Here is a 23097-nt window from a genome sequence, read left to right as displayed (position 1 = left end):
ACTCCTTTTAGCTTGCCAAAAGGAGTTTTTTGTTTCTATCATTCATACATCGCATCAATCAAATCTTTGTATTTATTCACAATCACTTTGCGCTTAGGTTTGAGGGTAGGCGTAATTTCTCCGCTTTCTATTGTCCAGGGATTCGCCAGTAGTTTTACTTTTTTTACCTGTTCGTAAGGCGCAAATTCTTTATTGAAACGATGCACCTCATCATTTATCAGCTTTTGCACATCGTGGTTCTCAACCATTTCGGCATCAGTAGTATAAGCAATATTGTTTGCTTTAGCCCAATCTTTCAGTGCTGCAAATTCGGGTACAATCAAAGCACCCGGAAACTTCTGGCTTTCACCTACCACCATAATCTGCTCAACATAAACCGATTCTTTGATTTTATTTTCGAGCACCTGCGGCGCTACGTATTTCCCGCCCGATGTTTTGAATATCTCTTTTTTGCGGTCGGTTATTTTCAGGTATTTTCCTTCTTCCAGTTTACCTATGTCGCCAGTATGTAACCAACCGTCTTTGTCAATTACTTCTTTTGTTAGCTCAGGTTGGTTATAATAGCCAATCATTACATTTGGCCCCTTATACAAAATCTCGCCATCGTCGGCTATTTTTATAGTGCCGCCATCTATTACAGGGCCAACTGTACCGATTCTCAAATCAAGGGGTTTAACTCTGTTTGTAGCAATTACGGGAGACGACTCTGTCATACCATACCCTTCTGAAACCGGAATACCTGCTGCCCAGAATACTCGGGCCAAACGTGGTTGTAATGCTGCCGCTCCTGAGCATATCATTCTGATGTTTCCACCGAGTGCCTCCTGCCATTTGCTGAAAACCAGTTTTTGGGCAAGTTTCAGTTGTTGATTATACCACCAGCCAAAATCGAAATTGGGGTCATATTTTAGACCTAAATCTAAAGCCCATAAGAAAATGCGGCGTTTCAAACCACCTAATTCATATCCTTTAGCTACTATTTTATCGTAAACTTTCTCAAGTAAACGAGGCACAGTAGTGAAGATATGCGGTTTTACGTCTTTCAGGTCTTCGGCAATTGTACCCATATTCTGGGCATAATAAATAGACGCTCCTAAGCGCATATATAAATAAAGTACCATGCGTTCGTAAACATGGTTAAGCGGCAAAAAACTCAAGGCACGGCAGTCTGGGTCGATAGGGAAATAATCTTTACAGCCTTCAAAATCGCTTATTATATTCCAGTGGCTCAGCATTACGCCTTTAGGCTTGCCTGTAGTACCCGAAGTATAAATCAGCGTAAGTAGGTCGTCAGATTTGATAGAAGCTTTAATGGCTTCTACTTTGGCCTGATTTTCGTTGTTGGCTGTATCGCCCACCTCTTGCCAATGATTTGCGCCTTTTATTTTATCGAAAGTATAAATGGTTTTGATACTTTTCGCATCTTTGGCTGCTTCCTGTGCTCTCTCAAGTAACGTTTCGTCTCCTACAAAAACGTACGAAATATCGGCATCATGAAAGATGTATTCGTAGTCTTCAACCGTAATATTCGGATACAGCGGAACGCTCACGGCGCCTACCTGTTGAATACCAAAGTCTACAATGTTCCATTCGGGCCGGCTTTCGGAGATGATAGCTATCTTATCTCCTTTTTTTACACCGAGTTTTAATAGACCATAACTTAAATGGTTAACAGCATTGATAAAATCAGTTGCCGAAACCTTTACCCACTCACCTTTAATTTTAGAAGCAAAAGTATCGGGTTTGTTATGCTTGGCAATAGATTCAGTCAGTAAATCAAATATACGGTTGATAGGTTGAGACATGTTTTAACAGGCGTTTGAATAAAGACAAATTTAAAGAAAATATTTCCGACAAAACAAATACCTATACGGCGTCTACATCAACAACCACATCTACATCTTTATGTTCTTTGGTTTGATGTAATTCATCAATTTTTTCTCTTAAAAAGCTTTTGGCTGCTTTTATATTGAGTTTGTCTTTTTCGAGCTTAATCAAAATATCAAACAAGAATTTATTGCGGATACGCTCAATCAAAGCTTTTTCAGGGCCTAATACACGAGCTTTCCCTAATTTTTCTAATAACTTATTGGCTAACCAATGAGCTGCTTTTTCGGCTTTTTCCTCTTCTTCGTGCTTGATTGTTATAGAAATGATTCGGGCAAAAGGCGGATACATGTATCCTTCTCGTTCGAGAATCTCGTCGTTATAATACCCAATATAGTCGTTGGTAACAACTTTTTGTAACAGCGATTGTTGCGTATTATTGGTCTGAATCATCACTAATCCCTTTTTCGCTCGCCGGCCAGCTCTACCACTTACTTGTGTCAGCATCTGAAATGCTCGCTCCGAAGCCCTGAAATCCGGGAAGTGAATCATGCGGTCGGCATCAAAAATACCCACAAGGCTCACCTGGTCGAAATCGAGCCCTTTACTAATCATTTGCGTACCTACCAGAATATCGGTGCCGCCCTGTTCAAACTCACTGATGATGTTCTGATAGGCGTTCTTTGTTCGGGTAGTATCTAAATCCATACGCTGGGTACGAGCAGTCGGAAACATAATTTTTAAATCGTCTTCCAGTTTTTCAGTACCAAAACCTATAGTTCTGATTTTGCCTGAACCACATACAGGGCATACTTTCGGCACTTCTTCCTTATGGCCACAATAGTGGCAGCGTAATTCTTTCGATTGTAAGTGGAAAGTAAGACTCACGGCACATTGCTGACACTCTGAGACCCAGCTACATTCTTGACAATTAAGGTAAGGAGAGTAACCCCTTCGGTTCTGAAAAATGATGGTTTGCTCTTTATTCTGCAAATTCTGGTGTATTTGATTAAACAAGATACTCGAAAAATCATTTTTCATGTTCTTCGCCTTACGCTCAGCTTTTAAGTCTACTAGCTGAATATCCGGCAATTGGGCTTCTCCAAAACGTTGGTTGAGCGTTACCAAGCCATATCGACCTGTTTTAGCCTGATAGTAACTTTCGATAGATGGCGTAGCCGAACCCAAAAGTATTTTTGCTCCTTGTTTCAGGCCAAGCATAATACCTACATCTCGGGCATGGTAGCGAGGGGCAGGGTCAAACTGCTTATAAGAAGTCTCATGCTCCTCATCAATAATTACCAGACCCAGATTATCCATCGGTAAGAAAATAGCTGAGCGCACGCCAACCACAAACTGATAGCGACCATCAACTATACCACGCCACACTTCTACTCTTTCGTTATCAGAGAATTTTGAGTGATAAACCCCCATTTTATCGCCAAATACTCGTTTAAGGCGTACAACGATCTGTGTAGTAAGGGCAATTTCGGGCAACAGATAAAGTACCTGCGAGCCCCCATCTAGTACCTTCTGAATAAGGTCGATATAGATTTCGGTTTTACCACTACCCGTAATACCATGCAATAGTACGATGTCTTTCTCTGCAAAATTTTGAATAATATCGTCGCTGGCTGCTTGTTGGGCATCAGTAAGCGTAATTTTAAGTGGTTCTTCGGGCGTATCATCACCAAAGCGAGACACTATTACTTCAAACTGCTCTAAAATGCCCTTTTCTATCAAAGTGCTTAGGGCTGAATCAGATATTTCGCCTTGTTTCAAGGCAGATTTATCAATACCTAGGTTATTTTTTTCAGCTAATTCATTGATTGGCACATATCTGAGGTATTCAAGAATAATGGTTTGTTGCTTAGGCGACTTAGTGAGCGAGTCAATGAGGTTTAGTACCTCTTCGCTTCCTTCGTAACCTCTTTTTAAGCGTATTTTCTTGGCAACTTTAGGCTTATATTTCTCTTTTACCTCTTCATACATAATGATGGCGTGCTTACTAATCAATGATTTTATCAGCGGATTAATATTCTTTTCGCCTATAAACTTAATCGCATCATCATAAGTAAGAGAATTATGCACTTTAAGAATCTCTATAAACTCTATTTCTTTTTCTTCCAGTAGTTCAGGATGGTCAAAGTCAGGATTCAACTGCATTCTTGACTGACTACTCACTTTTAATCCCGACGGAACGGCCACATTCATTACCTCGCCGATACAGCACATATAATATTCGGCGATCCACTCAAAGAGCCACAACTGTGCTTCGGTAATGAGTGGGTCGGTATCTAATAACTCAAGAATATACTTGGCTTGGTATTTTTCAGGTGGTTTTGTGTGTATTTTCCCAACAACGGCAGTTACCACACGGTTTCTGCCAAATTGTACAATTACTCTGGCCCCAATTTTAATGTCAGCCACAAAATGGCGGGGTACCCGATAAGTAAACATGCGTGGAATGGGCACAGGTAAAATTACGTCAGCAAAGTAGGTGGTTTCAACAGAAAAAATATCTTCAGTCATCTTCAGAAAATGGGATTAAAGAATAAAACGAGTATCTGGGCAACAATACAACATTTCATAATCTAAAAGAATTATGTGTGGTCTTGTTATTATAGGTATCAAGGTACTAAAAAAGCTCTGGTACCTTAACAATTATTGTAGATACTTAATTCAAAACAATGAAGAATTGAATAGGATAGAAGAAGGATAAAAAAAGTAGGAGTAGTGCTCCTACTCCTACAAATATAAAGAAAAAAATTAAAAAATAGTATCAATAAGCAGATAAGAATTTAAGGCAATAATAATAACCGCAACTACCCATGAAGTATATTTTACCCAAGTAGGATTCACAAACTCACCCATCTTAAATTTATCAGAAGTAAAAGCTACCAATGGCACTACAGCAAAGCTTAATTGGAGCGATAAAATAACCTGACTCAATACTAATAAATCAGCAGTACCCCTTTCGCCATAAATAATGGCTACGATTAATGCCGGAACAATGGCAATCAGACGGGTAATTAATCGGCGAAGCCAAGGTTTAAGCTTGATGTTCAGAAAACCTTCCATTATTATTTGTCCGGCTAGTGTGCCTGTCAATGTTGAGTTTTGACCGGCAGCTAATAGGGCTACCGCAAAAAATAAGCCTGCCAGTTTTACACCAAGAATAGGGTCGAGCAGGTGGTAAGCATCTGTAATATCGGCCACGTGTTGGTTATCTGAAAAATGAAAAGTAGCCGCTGCCATTATCAGAATCGCCGCATTGATGAAGAATGCTATAAACAAAGAAGCGGTAGAATCGATAGTGGCAAACTTAATGGCACTCTTTTTCGCTGGTACAGTGTTCTCAATCTTACGGGTTTGCACAATGCTTGAGTGCAAGTACAAATTATGCGGCATTACAGTTGCACCCAATATACCAATAGCAATGTAGAGCATCTCGGGATTTACAACAATCTGGTGGCTTGGTACTAAACCTTTGGCTACCCCAAACCAATCGGGGTTTGATACGATGATTTCATACCCGAAACATAGTAATATAATCAGAATCAAGCCGCCTACTATTACTTCAATGATACGAAATCCACGGTTCTGTAAAAACAAAATGAAGATAACATCAATGGCCGTGATGATGATACCGTAAGTAAGCGGAATACCAAACAACAGATTTAAGGCTATTGCGGCACCAATTACCTCGGCTAAGTCGCAGGCGGCAATAGCTATTTCAGCCAGAATCCATAACACAAACGAAACAGGTCTTGAATAGGCATCACGGCAAGCCTGTGCTAGGTCTCTGCCTGTAGCAATACCTAATTTTAATGATAGATGCTGCAAAAGCATTGCAAAAAGATTCGATATTAAAATAACTGAGAGCAGCGTATAACCAAATTTGGCACCTCCGGCAATATCTGTTGCCCAGTTACCTGGGTCCATATAGCCTACGGCTACCATTAGGCCAGGACCCATAAATGCTGCAAACTTTTTCCAGGTGCTCCCTTCTTTAGGAACATTAATACTACCGTGTACCTCTGGTAGCGATAAATTGCCGGTTGATGTTTTCCAACCTTTATTTTTTTTCATGTCTACTGTCTTTTCCATAGTGGTTCTATTGCACTAAATATTAATCTTATGCAATATTAAAAATAAAAATATGTTTATCAAAATTAATTTTTAGGTTTGTCTAAAAATTTGATTAATTATAGAGAAGATGTACTTTTGTATGGTATTATCATCACGCTAAAGGTCTATGACTTCATTTACAGAAGAAAATTATCTGAAAATAATATACATGCTTACCGAACAGAACGGAGGGAACGAAGTAAGCACGAACGAACTGGCCGAGCATACCCAAACCAAGGCCGCTTCGGTATCAGATATGCTACGCAAATTGGCGGAGAAGAACTTTATTAATTATAAAAAATATCAGGGTGTTACGCTCACAAAAGAAGGGCAGGGCATTGCTTTGAGTGTGATTCGTAAGCATCGTTTATGGGAGGTGTTTCTGGTGGAGAAACTTGGCTTTGGTTGGGACGAAATTCATGATATTGCCGAACAGCTAGAACACATTGATTCGAAAGAATTGACAGAAAAACTGGACAAGTTTTTAGGTAATCCAAAATTTGACCCGCATGGCGACCCGATACCGGATGCAAAAGGGAAAATGCCATTAGTAAGTACAACCAAACTTTCAGAAATAGCTATCGACCAAACGGTGGTAATGGTAGGGGTTTCGGTGCATTCACCGGCTTTCTTACAACACCTTGATAAAAACCAGATTACATTAGGTTGTACAATCAAAATACAGGAAATAAGTGAGTTTGATAAATCATTTACAATTTTATTGAACGATACCAACACCGTTTTTATGAGCAACGAAGTAGCCAAAAATGTATTGGTGCAATAAAACCTGTTAAAGTTTTATAAATTGAGCCAATTGTGGGCATCATTTTATAATTTTGGGCGTTAAAAGAATATTTGTCAGGCAAGAGAATAGATTCTATTCTCTTCATTTTTTTAATATAAGCGACAAGGCGGCGTACTGAATAGCATTAATGAATCTTTCATGAATATATTAGATAAATACTTAATCAAACGATTTCTTACAACCTATGTTTTTGCTGTTTTGGTTATTGTTTTGATTATTATGGTGATTGACTTCGTAGAAAAAAACGATGATTTTATTCAGAAGCAAGCACCCATGCGGGCAATTCTGCTGCAATACTACGCTAATCTTGCGCCATACTGGGCCAATTACATAAGCCCTTTAATGATTTTTATTTCTACCGTATTCTTTACTGCTCAAATGGCCGCCCATACCGAAATTGTAGCTATTCTGAGTGGTGGCGTGAGTTTTAGAAGATTAATGTTTCCTTATTTCATAGGGGCATCTATTATTGCTATTTTTTCTTTTGCAATGGTAGGCTGGATTCTCCCAAAAGCTAATACCGAGCGGCTGGCTTTCGAAAACTTGTATGTAAACGATAAGTTCTACTTTTCAACCCGTGATTTCCATATTGCCGTGGCGCCGAATACGTATGCGTATATGTCGAGCTACAATAATGAAGCAAAAACAGGCTATGATTTTACGATGGAGAAAATAGTAGACAATAAATTGATAGAAAAGCTATCGGCCAAACGCATACAATGGAACGATAGTACTAAAAAATGGAAGATACAAGAGTATAAAATTCGTACGCTTGGCAACATGAAAGATAAGATGGTGTATGGTACAGCGCCAAAGGATACAACTATTAATTTGTCGCCAAACGATTTTGAGAACGAACACCAGATACAAGAGTCTTACACAATTCCGGAACTTCGAGAGAAAATAGACCTGATTAAGAGCCGAGGTTCAGAAGGAATAGAGACTTATGAGATAGAATTATACCAACGTTTTGCTACACCATTTGCCGTAATTATACTTGCACTCATGGGTCTTATTGTATCTGCTCGTAAAGCACGTGGTGGGGTAGGTTTTCAGATTGCGGTTGGTTTCGTACTAGCCTTTGTTTATATATTGTTCTTCATTATGTCGAAAGGTATTGCCGAATCGGGCAATATGCCGCCTATAATGGCGGTTTGGCTGCCAAATATAGTTTTTGGGGCTATCGGAACGGTAATGTATTTCACAGTACCACGATAGATTTATCGCAAAATGATTTCGGCAGCACTTCGGGCTTTTATAGCCCAGAGTTCATGCATTTTACCCGAAAAATGTAAGCCATCGCTGGCAATGTATGCTGCATCTGTATGTTCACGGCTGATTGTGGTAATATCAATAAAGGGAACACCTACTTTCTGGCATTCGCTTTTGGCCACTTCATTAAATGCGTCAATTTCTTTACCTATTTGTGCTGGATTACGATTTTCGCCATAAGGTGTAATGCCATAATCTGGAATTGATAGCACAAATACTTTCTTATAATCGTTCTTGGCGAATCGGGCACTTATCTGTAATAATTCTCTGAATTCCTTGCGGTATTTTTCCAGGCTTTGCCCTCGGTATTGGTTATTGACACCTATTAACAACGAAACCATATCATATTGATTCGTATTTTTACTGTCAGCAATCGCCTGAATCAACTCTTCGGTCGTCCAGCCTGTGCGGGCAATAATATCATGTTTGTTGATGGTATATGCATCTTTCAATAGGTTAATCAGATACATACTCCAACGGTCTTTTTCTACTACACTTTCACCAATAGTGTAGGAGTCGCCCAATGCCAGAAATGTGCGAGACGGGCCTACGCCGATGGGTTTCGGAATAGAGATTATTTCGGGAGAGTCGGTCATGCTACAAGATAAAAACAGACCTATGGAAAAAAAGAAAGCGATGATTCGGGGCATACAAGTTTGTTGTGTTTTGAAAAAGACAATATTTAACCGCAATTATTATTTAAGATATATACGAGAATTTAGGTAGAGAAGTCCTATTTTTGCAAAATTTTATTAAAACCTATATTTCCGTTTTAACGGCTGATATTAATATGAAAGTTGTTTTAGCATATAGTGGAGGATTAGATACCTCGTTTTGTGTAAAATACCTGACCGAAGAATTAGGTCATGAAATACACTCCGTATTGGTTGACACTGGTGGTTTTACGGAAGAAGAAATTAAGGATATAGAAACAAAGGCGTATGAATTAGGTGTAAAACACCATCATACAGCACGCATGGTTGGCGAATATTACAAGAAGTGTGTTCGCTATCTGGTATATGGCAATATCCTGAAAAACAACACATATCCGCTTTCAGTAAGTGCAGAGCGTATGTTTCAGGCGGTAGCAGTAGCCGATTACGCCAAAGAAATTGGTGCAGAGGCTGTAGCACATGGAAGCACAGGCGCAGGTAACGACCAGGTGCGTTTTGATATGGTATTCAGAATTATATTACCCAATGCCCAAATCATTACACCTATCCGTGACTTACGTTTGTCTCGTGAGGCAGAGATTGAGTTCTTGAAATCGAAAGGAGTAGTGCGTGAGTGGCACAAAGCTGCTTACTCTATCAATAAAGGCTTGTGGGGTACATCGGTAGGTGGTAGAGAGACCTTAACTTCAGATGGTTTCTTACCTGAAAGTGCATTCCCGACACAAGTAACAAAGAAAAAAGGAAGCGAAGTAACATTGCAATTTGTAAAAGGAGAATTGAAAGGTGTAAACGGTCGTCGTTTCAAAAATCCTGTAGATGCTATTCGTCGCTTGTCTGAATTGGCTTCTCCTTATGGCATTGGCCGTGATATTCACGTAGGCGATACTATTATCGGTATCAAAGGCCGTGTAGGTTTTGAAGCTGCCGCTCCTTTGATTATCATTAAAGCACACCATTTGTTAGAGAAGCACGTGCTAACCAAATGGCAACAATACTGGAAACAAAACCTTTCTGAATGGTACGGAATGTTGCTACACGAAGGCCAATTCCTTGAGCCATTGATGCGTAATATTGAAACTTTCTTAGAAAGTACCCAAGAAAACGTAACCGGTGAAGTGCGTGTGCAATTAGCACCTTATCATTTCCAATTGTTAGGTATCAAATCAGACTACGACATGATGTCGCCGGTATTTGGTAGCTACGGAGAAATGAACAACGCGTGGTCAGGCGATGATGTAAGAGGCTTCTCAAAAATCATGTCGAACCAGGTAATGATTCATGAAAAAATAGCTGAATTGGCTGCGAAGAAATAAGTAGTAAATGCTAGTAAATATTAAAACCCCATAAACATGCACTGTTTATGGGGTTTTGTTTTGTCAGGAAGCTAATGTTATTTGTTTTGATATTTTTCAGTTGCTATAATATCGCTTATGGCTTTTACTTTATCAAAGTTAGCTTCGTAAATCTCAAACTCATCGGTTAATGTTGCGCTTACCATGCTTACATCGGTTTTGCGGTATTCCATCTGGCTGTTTACAATACCCTTACCTGTCATGTGTAATGCATGCACGCCAACTGCTAAGAATTGTTTGGCATTTTGCGCACCAACACCACTACCAGCCATAATTTCTATCCGATTATCGGCTTTTGCTGTCAATTGTCCCAGTAGCTCTAATCCGTCGATTGCGGCATTCTTTTGGCCTGAGGTTAATATTCTTTCACAACCTGTTTCTATCACAGCTTCAAGGGCTTCAAATGGCTCTGCGCTTACATCAAATGCCCTATGGAAAGTAACTTTCAGCGGCTTAGCTAATTCAACTAATTCTTTTGTGCGGGTAGTATCAACCGTTCCGTCAGGATTTAAAATGCCCAATACTACACCATCAGCCCCAAGTTCTTTGGCTGTTTCAATATCTGCTTTCATAACCTCAAATTCGGTCTCTGAATAACAAAAATCTCCTCCACGTGGACGAATCATGACATATAACTTGATTGTAACATTCTGGCGAGCCAGTTTTATTAAGCCTGCCGATGGGCTTGTGCCACCCTCAAACATACCGCCGCACAACTCAATACGATATGCCCCCGCCTTTTGGGCTGTCAGGCACGATTCTAAAGAAAAACAACAAATTTCTAACATTCTATTTCGATGGTTCTTTTATGCAAAGAAACAGATTAAATGCTGTTTTTAATAAGCATCTAATCTGTTTTCTTTAGGTTTTAAATTAATATTATTGCTCTAAAACTTTATCAGTTTACGAGTAACAAAGTCTTTTCCAATCTGAATTCTAATCAGATACTCACCCGCTGTGAGGTGGTTTAGATTCAAATACTGTTTCTTGTATGTTACTTGCCCTAAGTTCTTTTCAGATAATTTCTGGCCTTTCACATCTAGTAGTTGATAAGATACTTCTTGTGAAGTTGGCAAATCAAATATTATCTCACAGTAACTTTCTGCCGGAACGGGCGCTACTACAACTTTATGGCCAATCAGTGGTTCGTTTGCAAGAATAATTACTTGTATTTTAGCTTCTCCTGATACCGTACCTTCCCCACAAGCATTTTTCACGGAAGCCAATTTGAATATATTTGCCTCTTCAACCTTGATAGGGTGGATGATAGTATTTGTCTGCGATGTTCCTTCTTGATTATTACTTAATTTATAAGTAAAAGGCGGGTTAGAAGTAAACGATAGTTTCAGATTGGCTGTATCGCCAACATTAAGAAGCGTATCACCAGAGATTGTAGCCGTAGGTAATTGCGTGCTAGGGTAAACTTTAACACTAGAAGTAAGTGCAGAACAATCACCAGCCTGAATAAGGGCTTTATAAATACCTGCTTGAGTAACTTTTAGGCTTGATGCCGTTTCTTCTAAAGAGGTATTATCTTTGAACCATTCATAAGTATAACCGTTTTCTTTGCTGGCTTCGAGCGTTTCAAAACCTCCGTTTATGCAGAGGGCTAGGCTATCGGTAGGAGAAATTGTTTTTTTTATGTCTACCATATCTACTTTAATAGCATTGGTAGTAGCTTCGCAATCCATGTATTTTACTTTGGCAAAGTAATTACCTGATTCGGTTACGTTAATAGAATAATTGTTGAACGCAAGTTTTTTATCATTGTTATACCATTCTAAAGTATAGGGACCGTAGAGTCCAGCTATTGCGAGATTAACCTCATTGCCTTTGCAACTGGTAACAGGGTCAGGAAATGGAAGCGAATAGAACCTTTTTGAGGTTACATAAGGTTTAATCTTTTCTTCTTTTAAATAAGGTTTTATAATTGTGCAGCCATTGTTCTTTTTCCCTTCTAAAGCATATAAGCCAGGTAGATCTAATATTATAGTAGGAGGATTATAGCTGATGACTTTATTATTGTACATTAACTTTAGGCTATCTGCATCTATAAAGGAGAATGTATAAAGTACATTTTTACACACAGCAAAGGTATCAACAGGCAATGTTATTATTTTGTTGGCCACTTCAATATTTATAGTATCAGATATGGAAGAACAGTTTTCTTGTAGAGAAGAAGATAGTTTCAGGTAATAAGCGCCTGATTCATAAATAGAAAAATAGAGGCCAAAATTATTTCCATCTACCATAGTTCTACTTTCAATTAACTTCCCATCTCTATAGAGGTACTTATTCCAACTATTGAGCAATACTTTGCTATCAGGATATATAGACAGCGAATCACCTATACATACTGAAACACTGTTTTTCTTTTCATTAAGAGAACCATAAGAACTAGATAATAGTTTAACAGCTACTTTTTCTTGCAGTACTACTTCTATTTGATTTGAGTTTACAATGCATTCACCTTGTTTTACCTGTAAAACATATTTACCCGGTTTATTACTAGTTAGTGTATACGGATTTTTCGCATCTGAAATGTCCATACCATTTCGTTTCCACTGAAAATTCAGACCGTATTTTTTAAGGAATTGAGTAATATCCTCACTATTGTAGTTATACACACCAAGACTTCCATTATAAAAATTAGTGCTAGAACTATCACAAACATATATCTTACCTTTATCAAGATTTGGATTATATACTGAAATAAGACTTTTAGACAGGTCAGATATACTTATATAAATAGAATCAGTAACTTTTTTACAAGTTCCTTGGCTTGCTTCCAGTAGATAATAGCCCGTTTCACGAGCTTCAAAGATTTCATTCGTTGTCTTTTCTGCTACTATTCGCCCATTATGTTTCCATACATATTTATCATAGCCAAAACCAGTTGTTTCCAACATAGGAACTGTGAATCCCTTACAGATACTTTGAAAACCCGTGATTGATTTAATGGCGGCATTTGGTATTGAACCCAATTTTACTCTAATGATATTTGATTCTGCTGAACAACCATTACGACTAACAGAAACAGAATAATCCCCACTTTCTATTGCATCAAATTCACGATTATTGGCACCATTAATATTTAATCCATCTTTTCTCCACTGATAGTAATGACCAAATGTGTCAGAAAATAGTTTGGTACTGTAACCATCACAATGAGTGACTTCCGCAGAAGAAGTTTTACTAGAGCCAGTCATTGCTATAATAAGGGGTTTTGCACCGCCTATAATGTTAATTCTACGGCTGGTCGCTCTATATTGACCATCTTCGCTTTCTACTACAAAATATTCACCACCGAAATGGGCGGGTAATTGTACGTCTATTGTACTTTGAGTAGTGGATCCTAAAAAAAGGCTACCGTATAAACTTTGTAATGATACTTTAAATTTTGTATTGGCAGGTACAGATTTAGGAATACTAATTGTAAGTGTTGTTTTAGTTTCGTAACAATATGTCTCTTTTACATTAAGAAATTCCAATATGTCGTCATTTTGATTTGAATTTCCTAAAACAAAAGAAGAACAAATAATAAATAGAGTCCAAGTAAACAGTAAACGTCTAGCCATAGCAGATGATAAAATTTAAAATAGTGATTAGTTAAGCAATCAGAAGAAGTTCTTAATCAACAGCCAAAACAATTCAATAACTCCATCAAGATTGATGGAGCAAAAATATAGATATTTTTTTCAGGATAGTACCTGTCAGAGCATTTATTACAATGATTTAAAAGTGGAGCGCTTTGGGCTCGTGCTACGTCGTCAACTCCCTAAACACCTCTTCAATAGCCTTGCCGCCTTTTTTGAGGTCAGAAAGGGTACTGTCGGCTACTATTTTACCTTGGTTAATGATAACCACACGGTCGCAGATGGCCTCAACCTCTTGCATGATGTGTGTGCTGAAGATAACCGTTTTGTCTTTGCCTACATTCTTGATTAAATCACGGATTTCTACCAATTGATTAGGGTCAAGACCCGTAGTAGGTTCGTCAAGAATCAATACGTCAGGGTTATGAATCAAGGCTTGTGCAAGCCCCACACGTTGGCGGTAACCTTTCGATAATTGCCCTATTTTTTTGTGTTTTTCAAGTCCTAAGCCTACTCTTTCAATGGTTTCATCAATCTTTAGCTGTAATGCACGGCCTTTCAAGCCATAAAGTGAGCCTGCAAAATCGAGAAATTCCTTTACATACATATCCAGATACAATGGATTATGCTCGGGCAAATACCCAATATTGCTTTTTACCTGCATCGGCGATGTTTGTACATTAAAGCCGTTTACTTCTGCTGTGCCTTCGGTAGCCGGAATATAACCCGTCAGGATTTTCATAGTGGTTGATTTCCCTGCGCCATTAGGCCCAAGAAACCCAATGATTTCTCCTTTGCTTACTTCGAAAGATATGTTGTCAACGGCTCTTTGTGTGCCGTAAACTTTGCTTAGATTCTGAACTTTAATAGACATTGCCGAGCGGTTCTATGATGTATATACTGACCAGAGAAAGCCTTAAAAGTGGCTAGCCGTTGCAGTAAAAAGAATGAATTACCTATTCTAAACGCAAAATTAGGTTTTATCGTGAAAAGATTCTCTAAAAAATATCTTTCCTGCACTTTTTAATTAAATTTGTTCACATTCAACCAAGCAAATACACATGAAAAAAACGCTCCTATTGCTCTTTGTTACCATTCAGGTAACCTTTGCCCAAGATAAAATTGTACGTATGGGTATTGTGGGTATGACCCACGACCACGTAAGGCAGATTTTGCATAATATCAAGCACGATGGTGTTGAGATTGTTGGCTTTGCCGAGCCCGACAAAGCACTAGCTATGAAGTACCTAGCACAATACAAATTACCCGAAAGCCTGTGGTATGCCAGTCTCGACGAAATGATTGAGAAGGCCAAACCCGAAGCCGTTTGTGATTTCAGAAGTATCATTGAGCACCTGGAAACTGTGCAGAAGTGTGCCCCTAAAGGCGTGCACGTAATGGTTGAAAAACCATTGGCGATTAACCTGGATGCTGCCAAAAAGATGGAAGCATTGGCTAAAAAGCACAACATTCAGTTGTTGACTAATTATGAAACTACATGGTATGCTAGCAACCACGAGGCATACAAGATGATTCATGAGCAAAACGCCATTGGCGATATACGAAAAGTTGTGATTCATGATGGGCACAAAGGACCTAAAGAAATAGGCGTGTCAAAAACTTTTCTGGATTGGCTGGCCGACCCAGTGAAAAATGGGGGAGGAGCTATTATAGATTTTGGCTGCTATGGTGCCGATATTATGACATGGATTATGAAAGGCGAAAGACCAACGTCTGTAACGGCTATTACACAGACGATTAAGCCCGAAACTTACCCTAATGTTGATGATGAAGCTACGATTATTGTAACTTACCCTAAAGCACAAGGTGTTTTTCAGGCATCATGGAACTGGCCTTTCGATAGAAAAGATGTGGAATTCTACGGCAAATCGGGCTATATTATTGCTGATAAAACTTTACAAATGCGTGTAAGAAAAGGCGAGCGCAACGCACCAGCGGAAGAAAAAGTAGATATTAAGCCACTTGCTTCGCCAATGGACGACCCCTTCAGTTACTTTGCCGCTGTTGTAAGAGGCAAAGTAAAATCAGAAGATGATTTGGGGTCTTTAAAAGTAAATATGGTAGCAATGGAAATTCTTGATGCTGCCGTGAAATCGGCCAAAGCCAAGAAAACCATAGAGTTAAAATAGTTATTTAGGACCAACTACTTCGCTGACAGCCGAAACACCATTTTCGTTGAAAGCCTCAATAGCAAAATAGTATTTCTGCCCAACGGTTAAAGCCCTTAGTTCAAGGTTCGATGGGGCATCTCCCCAAATCTGGTAAGTTTGATACAATTTATCAGGAGCGATGCCCCATAAAATATTATATCCTACTGCATCGGGTACTTTTTGCCAGCTTATATCGGCATTGCGTTCGTCGGCTTGTCGGCTTGCACTTAAACCTTGCGGCACAGCAGGTGCTTTACCTGTACCCTTGCCAAAGATACGTATATCACTTATCGCCAGATTAGGCATTGGTACGTGTACATTCTCAAATTTTATATACCTTGCTTTCACTGGTTTTGCCAGTTCTTCGTAGGCATTCGGGCGGTCTCTTTTTTCGTTGGTATTATCTACAATCTTCGCCCATGTTTTTCCGTCTGCTGAGGCATACACTCTATATTGAATATAAACTTTAGGCAAGGCACTATCATAAATATCCGATTTATAGTCGGTGTAGTTTATTTGTAGCGAATGCACATCTTGTACTCTTTCTAAATCGACGGTAAGTGTTTCTCCACTTTTGTTGGTTTTAGCAACCCAGAAAGTCCGAGGGTTTTCGTCGGTTACTAAGTTAGCCGAAAATTTATCTTCTTGTACTGATGATGAGGTACAAGGTTTTTTGTACGATAGCAGCATCCAACCTGCAAATAACTCGTTTTTATCTTGCCATTTTTTGGTGGGTAATAATTGGGGAAAGTCTGCAAAACGCGTGTTGGCATACATTTGTCCATCTTTATCAAAACCAGTTGGAACCATCTCAATCCGGCGTTCAAAATTCCAGTTAACAGCAATCCAGGGTGTGCCTGTATTCCAATAATTACCGTATAAATCCTGAAAAGTATTGCCATGACCCATTCCGGTCATAAATCCACCCGGTTTATACGAAACCGGATTATAAGGTGCATAAGTAAACGGCCCTAGTGGGTCGTCGCCCACATAAGTACCATTGGCATATACATTAAACTCTGTGCCTGGAGCGCCATATTGCAGGTAATATTTACCATTGTGCTTGGTCATCCATGCGCCTTCTGTAAAAGGCTTGATGGTATCTCTGTGGTCACGGCCAAAGCGTTCCCAGCCGTGTTTTTCAGGATGCAGGTAAATCAAGCCTTTATAATTGTCTTTCTCTTTGTAAGTCAGATTTTTACTTTTGTCTAACTCAGCCCCAAAGAGTGGATATACGTTAGATGAACCCCAGTACATAAACCAACGGTCGGTATCCGGGTCATGAAACAGCGCAGGGTCCCACGGTCCAATGTCTTTTGGTAATTGAGGTAACCAACGGTTATAGAAGTGTAACTTGCCGTTTTCGGGCGTAGTAGTATAAAAAATAGGTCTTTGCTGAAATGTCGATTGAAACAAATAGAGCGTATCGCGCACCGATATAGCAGCAGGCGCACACATATCTTCCATCGGCCAGCGGCTTGGTACAATATAATGCCAGTTCAATAAATCTTTTGATTTCCAATAGCCACCTTGAATGGTATGAAAGAGATAATATTCGTTTTTATGGGTGATAATCACTGGGTCAGCACCTGAGCGATACGATATTTTCTCGTTGGTTTGTTCCCAGTTATACTGGTAATTAATATCCATCGGGTTGCAGAAAGTCTTCTGCTTAAATGGCTTTGGCTTGGCAATGTTTAGTTGAGGGCTTTGTGCCGAACTAAGAATGGTGTAAAATAAAAGGATAAATAATAGTTGAATGCGTTTCATAGGTTATGGTTTTGTTTATGCAAATATAAAATAAGTACGCATAAAACCATGAAATTCAATAATTTACATACCTTTTGTTAAAAACAAAAGGCAGTTATTCACATATATATCGCTAAATGTGAATAACTGCTTTTATTTATGTCATATATAAGATTATAAACTTCGTTTGCCTAATTCTACAGTTTTGCCGTTTTCTAAACGTATGATTTTATCTACACAGGCCGGAATCTCATCGGTATAATGTGTTACATATACTAGCGTTTTGTTGAGTTCGGTTACTAGTTCATCAACCAAATCACGGAAATAAACCATGTGGTTATAATCAAGCCCCTGGCAAGGTTCGTCTAATAATAGTAATGACGGATTTTTTACTAGGGCTCTTGCTAAAAATACCTGCCGCTGCTCGCCCGAAGAAAGCTGGGTAATCTTGCGATTGGCTAAATGGTGAATATTCAACAATTTCAGATAATCATCTACAATTGCCTGCTCCTCTGGTGTCAGCTTTTTAAATAAGCCTGCCGAATCGAATAAGCCCGAGGCAACTGCTTTCCAGACTTCAGTATTTCGGTTGAAATATAGGTGTAATTCCGGCGATACATAACCCATACGTTGTTTTATATCCCATATACTTTCGCCTGTGCCACGTTTTCTATCAAACAAAGCATAATCGTTCTGATACCCTTGTGGATTATCAGCTGTAATCAGGCTCAGCAATGTGCTTTTCCCTGAGCCATTTGGGCCCATTAATGCCCACTTTTCACCTTTTTTTACTTGCCAACTTACACCGTCAACCACATTTTTGTTTTTATACGTAACAACAATGTTGCGCATATCAATAGCAAATTTGAAGTCGTGCTTCGGTGGATTTTGCTTGATTTTATCCAGAATCTCAGGGTATAGTAGCTTTTCTCTTGCGGTATTTTCTTCTTTGAATGCAAATGGTCTCGTAAATGTATTTTCTATTTTGCCATCTTTCAATTCAATAACATTTGTGATACAATCGGGAATTTCTTTGAAAGAACTCACAATAATAATCTGAATACCTGATTGTGCCACCTGATTAAGTACCTCATGCAATGTTTTGCGGCTTTCAACATCTAAACCTATAAACGGATTATCGAGCAGTAAAAACTGTGGTTTTCTTAATAGCGATAAAGTAATCAGGGTTCGGCGGGTTTCTCCGTTCGATAGCGTAACGATGCTTCTGTCTAGCAAATGATTAATCTTTAGCAGACTCGCTACTCTGCTTATTTCTTCTTCCGAAAACTCTATTGGCGGTAGTTTTATAGATTTTTCGTCAACAGTACCAATAGGTTTTATCTGATTCTGCAGAATCTCTATTACAGTTGGTGCAATCTCGGCATCCATCGAGTTGAAACGCTGTTGGTAATATTGCGTAGCCGACTGAACGATTCTATTAAAACTATAATCTTTGGCAACAAAGGCCATTTTTGAATAATGAGGCACAGAAGCCACGCCTTTAAATGGGAAGATTTTTCCGGCTATTACTTCAAGTAAAGTACTTTTTCCGGCGCCATTGCCACCAATTATTGCCCAATGTTCATTTTCTTTCACTTGCCAGTCGATATGCTGCAATACCGTGCGGTCTCCTTTTTGTACAGATACTTTATTTAATTCAATCATTTTGTAAGAGATAGCCTATAATCCCGAGGGCTTTTGCCCTTAAGCTGCTTAAAAGTTTTATTAAAATGCGAAATGTTATTGAAGCCTACCTCAAAACAAATATCAGCAATAGAAAGATTTTCGAACAGTAGTCGACAAGCCTGATTTACCCGATACTCATTCACAAAATCAGTATAAGTCAGGTGGGTGATTTTCTTGAAATACCGACAAAACGAGGGCACTGTAAGATTAGTTAAGTCGGCCACAACGTCAATATCAATCGGCTCCCGATAATGTTGTTCTACATACTCATATACTTTATTAATACGGTTTTCGTCTTTGTGGCTGAAATCAAAAAGTGTATCAGGGGCATTTAGTGCCGAATACTCGTTGGTTGTAGCAAGGGTCTGAAATATATTTAGTAATTCAACAAGCCTGTCAAAATGTGAAAGATGCAACATTTTTTGCAACTTAGAAGCTACTAATTTCTTTGTTTTTCCATGAAACGAAAGCCCTTGTTTCGCTTTTTCGAACAAGTGCCTTACCTGATGCATTTCGGGGGTATTCAAAAAGCCTTCGCCAAGAAAATCTTCTCTGAGTTGCACCACAATTTCTTCGTGTTCGCCAATTACACCATAGCCAAAACCTGTATGCGGCAGGTTTGGGCCAATAAAAACCAATTCACCTTCTTCGTAAGAGGTAAGGTGCTGGCCTATGTGTAATTTACCCGAACCTTTACGAACAAATACAATTTCGTATTCGGGGTGATAGTGCCAGAAGAATCGGTCGTTTTCTGATTTCCAATGAATGAGACGGAAAGAACTGCCCGTATCAGGGGAGATTTTCTCGTATTCTACTTTCATGCTTTATTATCATTATCAGTAAAACAAATTTATAAAATATGTTAATAAAGTACAAGTATTTGATAATGATGGAATAGTTTATTGCAGAAATAAAGCTGAATTTTGTAACAGTAAAACATTAGTGTTTTAGCCTTTCTTTTGACAAATATACTTTACCTATGATAATTAAATTAGCGAAGCCACGGCTTCGCTTTTTTGCTTTTATACAATTATTTTACACAAGTGTGTTGGTTTTGTCTGATAAAGATGCGCAAGAAAAATGCTAACTTGTTGATTATCAGCTTTTAGGTAGGTTGTCAAGAAAATCAATCAACTGAGCCACTGCAAGGCCTCGGTGGCTAATAGGATTTTTTTCTTCCAGACCCATTTCGGCAAAAGTGCGGTCGTAGCCATCCGGAACAAAGAGTGGGTCATAGCCGAAACCTTGGTTACCCCGTTTTTCGTCTATGATAGTACCTCTGATAATACCATCAAACTGATGAATGTCATCGCCAAGAATCAAGGTAATCACACATCGGAATTGTGCCGAACGGTCTTCTATACCAGTTAGGTTTTTGAGTAATAAAGCATTATTTTTATCATGGTTGCCATGCTCACCCGCATAACGAGCCGAAAATACACCGGGTTCGCCATTTAAAGCATCTACTTCAAGACCCGAATCATCAGCAATACAATTAACCCCGAATCGTTCTCGAACATACAGGGCTTTCTGGCGTGAGTTGCCTTGAAAAGTGTTTTCTGTTTCCGGAATTTCATCGTGGCAGCCAATATCTGCCAGTGTTTTTAGTATATAGCGGCTTCCGAGTAAAGCTTGAAGTTCTTCTACTTTGTGTTGATTGTTAGTTGCGAGGCAAAGTACCATAGTTTTTCGGAGGATGTTTAATAGATAGTGGAGAATGTAAAATGCAACAAGAAGAATGGAGAAAGGAATAAAAACAGAATTCTTTACTTTGTTCCCTTCTCCATTTTCCTTTCTTCTTAACTCAAGCCTTCTTTCATTTTTTCTGCATTGTCGGCAATACGTAATTGCTCAATAAAATCGTCTATTGCGCCGTCCATTACGCTTGGCAGGTTATAAACTGTTAGCCCTATGCGGTGATCGGTTACACGGCTTTGCGGATAATTATACGTACGTATCTTATCTGAACGGTCTCCACTTCCTACCAATGACTTACGGGCATCGGCAATCATAGCATTGTGTTTCGCCAATTCCATTTCATATAACCTCGAACGTAATACAGAAAGGGCTTTTTCACGGTTTTTAATCTGTGAACGCTCGTCCTGACAAGATACCACAATACCTGACGGAATGTGTGTCATACGCACAGCCGAATAAGTGGTATTTACAGACTGCCCACCTGCACCCGATGAGTTGAAAGTATCAACCCGAATGTCGTTCATATTCAGTTGAATATCAACTTCGTCGGCCTCGGGCATAGCGGCTACCGATGCCGCAGAAGTATGCACACGCCCTTGTGATTCGGTAGCCGGCACACGCTGCACACGGTGTACGCCAGATTCGAACTTAAGTTTACCGTAAACATCTTCGCCCTCAACCTGTAGAATAATTTCTTTATAGCCACCCGAAGTTCCCTCGTTGTGGTCCAGAAGTGTCATTGTCCAGCCTTCTTGTCTTTCTATATAGCGTTGATACATTCTGAACAAGTCTCCGGCAAATATAGAGGCTTCGTCGCCGCCTGTACCTGCACGAATCTCCAGAATCACGTTTTTGCTATCGTTCGGGTCTTTCGGAATCAGCATTTCTTTCAGAATAGCCTCCGCTTCGTCTCGTTGAGGTGTCAGAATATCCAATTCTTCTTTGGCCATCTCGCGCATCTCTTCATCTTTCTCATTGGATATAATATCCTTGGCCCCTTCGATATTCGACAGGATATTTTTATAAGCATTGAGCTGATTAACTATCTTTTCAAGGTCTTTATACTCTTTGCTTAAGCGCTTGAATTTTGCCATATCTGATACCACTTCGGGCATCGTGATTTGCTGAGATACCTCTTCAAATCTTTCTCTTATGGCTTCTAACTGTTCTAACATAGGTTTATAACAAATTAAAAAAACTCCCAAGTCTATTACAAAAACAGAATTGGGAGAGTTGCTTTTTAGGCTTGTTTATTTCTTACATTGTGCAAAAACTGCCTGATTCAGCTTAATATAAGCGTCATCACCAGCTTTTTTCGCCAATTCCATCGATTTCTCAGCGTTTGGTAAAGCTACGGCACAATTTCCCTGTTTTGCCGCTACACGGGCTACTAATTGATAAGCCCAGTATTCTTTATTCGTTTCAATTACTTTGTTGGCCCAAACCAAAGCTTTATCTAAATGAATCCCTTTTTGGTAATAGTAGTCAGCGGCCGAAAAATAAGTGTCTATCGTAGCATCTGGTTTTGAAGTTTTTTCTTCAATTTCTGCCATAATTTTGGCATCTACCTGCTGCTCTACTCTGAATTTAACTTCGGTGTTTTCCCATTTTATAGCGATGTCGGCAGTTGTTGGGGTAATTCCCTCAATATCTATTGCCATTTGTTCTACAAAGTATTTGCTTTTGCTTGCTTTTACTTTAAAACGCAAAACGTCTTTCTTTTCATCATAAGCATAAGAACCCCACTGCTTATCGTCAGCATTCAGAATGATTGTCCACTCTCCGGCATTTGGTATAGTATATAAGCCATAGCTACCAGCCTTTACTTGTGTGCCATTTACTACTACTTCATCATCAAACTTAATTGAAGTAATTTTGTTTGCTCCGGTTCTCCAAACTTTACCAAAAGGCACTAAATCACCAAAAATTTTACGACCTTTTACCGATGGGCGGCTATAATCAATCGTGATTTTGGTCAATCCTAATCCTTGCGAAAGCGTTGTTGAAGGGCTTGCCGCTGGCGTATTAATCTGTGCAAAGCCTGATATAGAAATAACGGTGCAAATAAGAAATAGCTTTAGGTTTAATTTTTTCATTGCTTTTTGTATCTGATATTGTGTTTTCGGTGCGAAGTTA

At 39.1% G+C, this 23097-nt stretch carries 17 protein-coding genes; 4 read left to right on the top strand and 13 right to left on the bottom strand.

Translation table 11 applies throughout. The annotated features are described in order from the left end of the window. Window positions 1-38: 38 nt before the first annotated feature. The 3 genes from WAE64_RS01670 to WAE64_RS01660 form a co-directional block, all read right to left on the bottom strand. Window positions 39-1805: an AMP-dependent synthetase/ligase gene (locus tag WAE64_RS01670; RefSeq protein WP_340233776.1), complete on the bottom strand. Its 1767-nt coding sequence runs from the start codon at window positions 1803-1805 to the stop codon at window positions 39-41. A gap of 61 nt (window positions 1806-1866) precedes the next feature. After that, complete coding sequence (priA, locus tag WAE64_RS01665) at window positions 1867-4359, bottom strand: replication restart helicase PriA (RefSeq protein WP_340233774.1); 2493 nt, start codon at window positions 4357-4359, stop codon at window positions 1867-1869. Between the two features lie 237 nt (window positions 4360-4596). Beyond that, on the bottom strand, window positions 4597-5919 hold the full coding sequence (locus WAE64_RS01660; RefSeq protein ID WP_340233772.1) for an Nramp family divalent metal transporter: 1323 nt from the start codon (window positions 5917-5919) through the stop codon (window positions 4597-4599). A 166-nt stretch (window positions 5920-6085) separates the two neighbouring features. Between WAE64_RS01660 and WAE64_RS01655 the strand changes: the two genes are divergently transcribed. Together WAE64_RS01655 and WAE64_RS01650 are read left to right on the top strand one after the other, a co-directional pair. Further along, a complete protein-coding gene (locus tag WAE64_RS01655; RefSeq protein WP_340233770.1) occupies window positions 6086-6742 on the top strand; it encodes a metal-dependent transcriptional regulator in 657 nt (218 codons plus the stop codon). 159 nt (window positions 6743-6901) lie between these two features. After that, window positions 6902-7981, top strand: coding sequence for an LptF/LptG family permease (locus tag WAE64_RS01650; RefSeq protein WP_340233768.1), 1080 nt, complete (start codon window positions 6902-6904; stop codon window positions 7979-7981). A gap of 2 nt (window positions 7982-7983) precedes the next feature. Here the strand turns inward: WAE64_RS01650 and WAE64_RS01645 are convergent, their stop codons facing one another. After that, window positions 7984-8685: an SGNH/GDSL hydrolase family protein gene (locus WAE64_RS01645; RefSeq protein WP_340233763.1), complete on the bottom strand. Its 702-nt coding sequence runs from the start codon at window positions 8683-8685 to the stop codon at window positions 7984-7986. 140 nt (window positions 8686-8825) lie between these two features. Here WAE64_RS01645 and WAE64_RS01640 point away from each other — a divergent pair, with 140 nt between their 5' ends. After that, window positions 8826-10022, top strand: coding sequence for an argininosuccinate synthase (locus WAE64_RS01640; protein ID WP_340233761.1), 1197 nt, complete (start codon window positions 8826-8828; stop codon window positions 10020-10022). Between the two features lie 77 nt (window positions 10023-10099). Here the strand turns inward: WAE64_RS01640 and WAE64_RS01635 are convergent, their stop codons facing one another. The 3 genes from WAE64_RS01635 to gldA form a co-directional block, all read right to left on the bottom strand. Beyond that, the gene (locus WAE64_RS01635; RefSeq protein WP_340233756.1) at window positions 10100-10849 is read right to left on the bottom strand and encodes a copper homeostasis protein CutC; all 750 of its coding nucleotides are present in this window, start codon (window positions 10847-10849) and stop codon (window positions 10100-10102) included. 99 nt (window positions 10850-10948) lie between these two features. Beyond that, window positions 10949-13639: a T9SS type A sorting domain-containing protein gene (locus tag WAE64_RS01630; protein WP_340233751.1), complete on the bottom strand. Its 2691-nt coding sequence runs from the start codon at window positions 13637-13639 to the stop codon at window positions 10949-10951. Window positions 13640-13823: 184 nt separating this feature from the next. After that, window positions 13824-14531 (bottom strand): gliding motility-associated ABC transporter ATP-binding subunit GldA, encoded by a 708-nt coding sequence (gldA, locus tag WAE64_RS01625; RefSeq protein WP_340233749.1) that lies wholly within the window; start codon window positions 14529-14531, stop codon window positions 13824-13826. 187 nt (window positions 14532-14718) lie between these two features. Between gldA and WAE64_RS01620 the strand changes: the two genes are divergently transcribed. Beyond that, window positions 14719-15807 carry a Gfo/Idh/MocA family protein gene (locus tag WAE64_RS01620; protein ID WP_340233747.1) on the top strand — a complete coding sequence of 363 codons (1089 nt, stop codon included), beginning with the start codon at window positions 14719-14721 and terminating at the stop codon, window positions 15805-15807. Here the strand turns inward: WAE64_RS01620 and WAE64_RS01615 are convergent, their stop codons facing one another. From WAE64_RS01615 to WAE64_RS01590, 6 genes are all read right to left on the bottom strand, one after another. Further along, complete coding sequence (locus WAE64_RS01615; protein WP_340233745.1) at window positions 15808-17598, bottom strand: family 43 glycosylhydrolase; 1791 nt, start codon at window positions 17596-17598, stop codon at window positions 15808-15810. It lies immediately after the preceding gene. Between the two features lie 153 nt (window positions 17599-17751). After that, complete coding sequence (locus WAE64_RS01610) at window positions 17752-19242, bottom strand: ATP-binding cassette domain-containing protein (protein WP_340233743.1); 1491 nt, start codon at window positions 19240-19242, stop codon at window positions 17752-17754. Beyond that, complete coding sequence (locus tag WAE64_RS01605; protein ID WP_340233741.1) at window positions 19239-20084, bottom strand: AraC family transcriptional regulator; 846 nt, start codon at window positions 20082-20084, stop codon at window positions 19239-19241. The genes WAE64_RS01610 and WAE64_RS01605 overlap by 4 nt, the downstream gene beginning before the upstream one ends. 277 nt (window positions 20085-20361) lie before the next feature. Beyond that, the gene (gene rdgB, locus WAE64_RS01600) at window positions 20362-20946 is read right to left on the bottom strand and encodes an RdgB/HAM1 family non-canonical purine NTP pyrophosphatase (RefSeq protein ID WP_340233739.1); all 585 of its coding nucleotides are present in this window, start codon (window positions 20944-20946) and stop codon (window positions 20362-20364) included. A gap of 116 nt (window positions 20947-21062) precedes the next feature. Continuing rightward, on the bottom strand, window positions 21063-22136 hold the full coding sequence (prfA, locus tag WAE64_RS01595) for a peptide chain release factor 1 (protein ID WP_340233737.1): 1074 nt from the start codon (window positions 22134-22136) through the stop codon (window positions 21063-21065). Between the two features lie 75 nt (window positions 22137-22211). Beyond that, window positions 22212-23057, bottom strand: coding sequence for a DUF2911 domain-containing protein (locus WAE64_RS01590; RefSeq protein WP_340233735.1), 846 nt, complete (start codon window positions 23055-23057; stop codon window positions 22212-22214). Between the last annotated feature and the right edge of the window lie 40 nt (window positions 23058-23097).

It is taken from the genome of Emticicia soli, assembly GCF_037860775.1.
Taxonomy (GTDB): Bacteria; Bacteroidota; Bacteroidia; order Cytophagales; family Spirosomataceae; genus Emticicia; species Emticicia soli.
The sequence above is the reverse complement of the archived record's forward strand: the minus strand, read 5'-3'. Positions and strand labels throughout refer to the sequence as shown.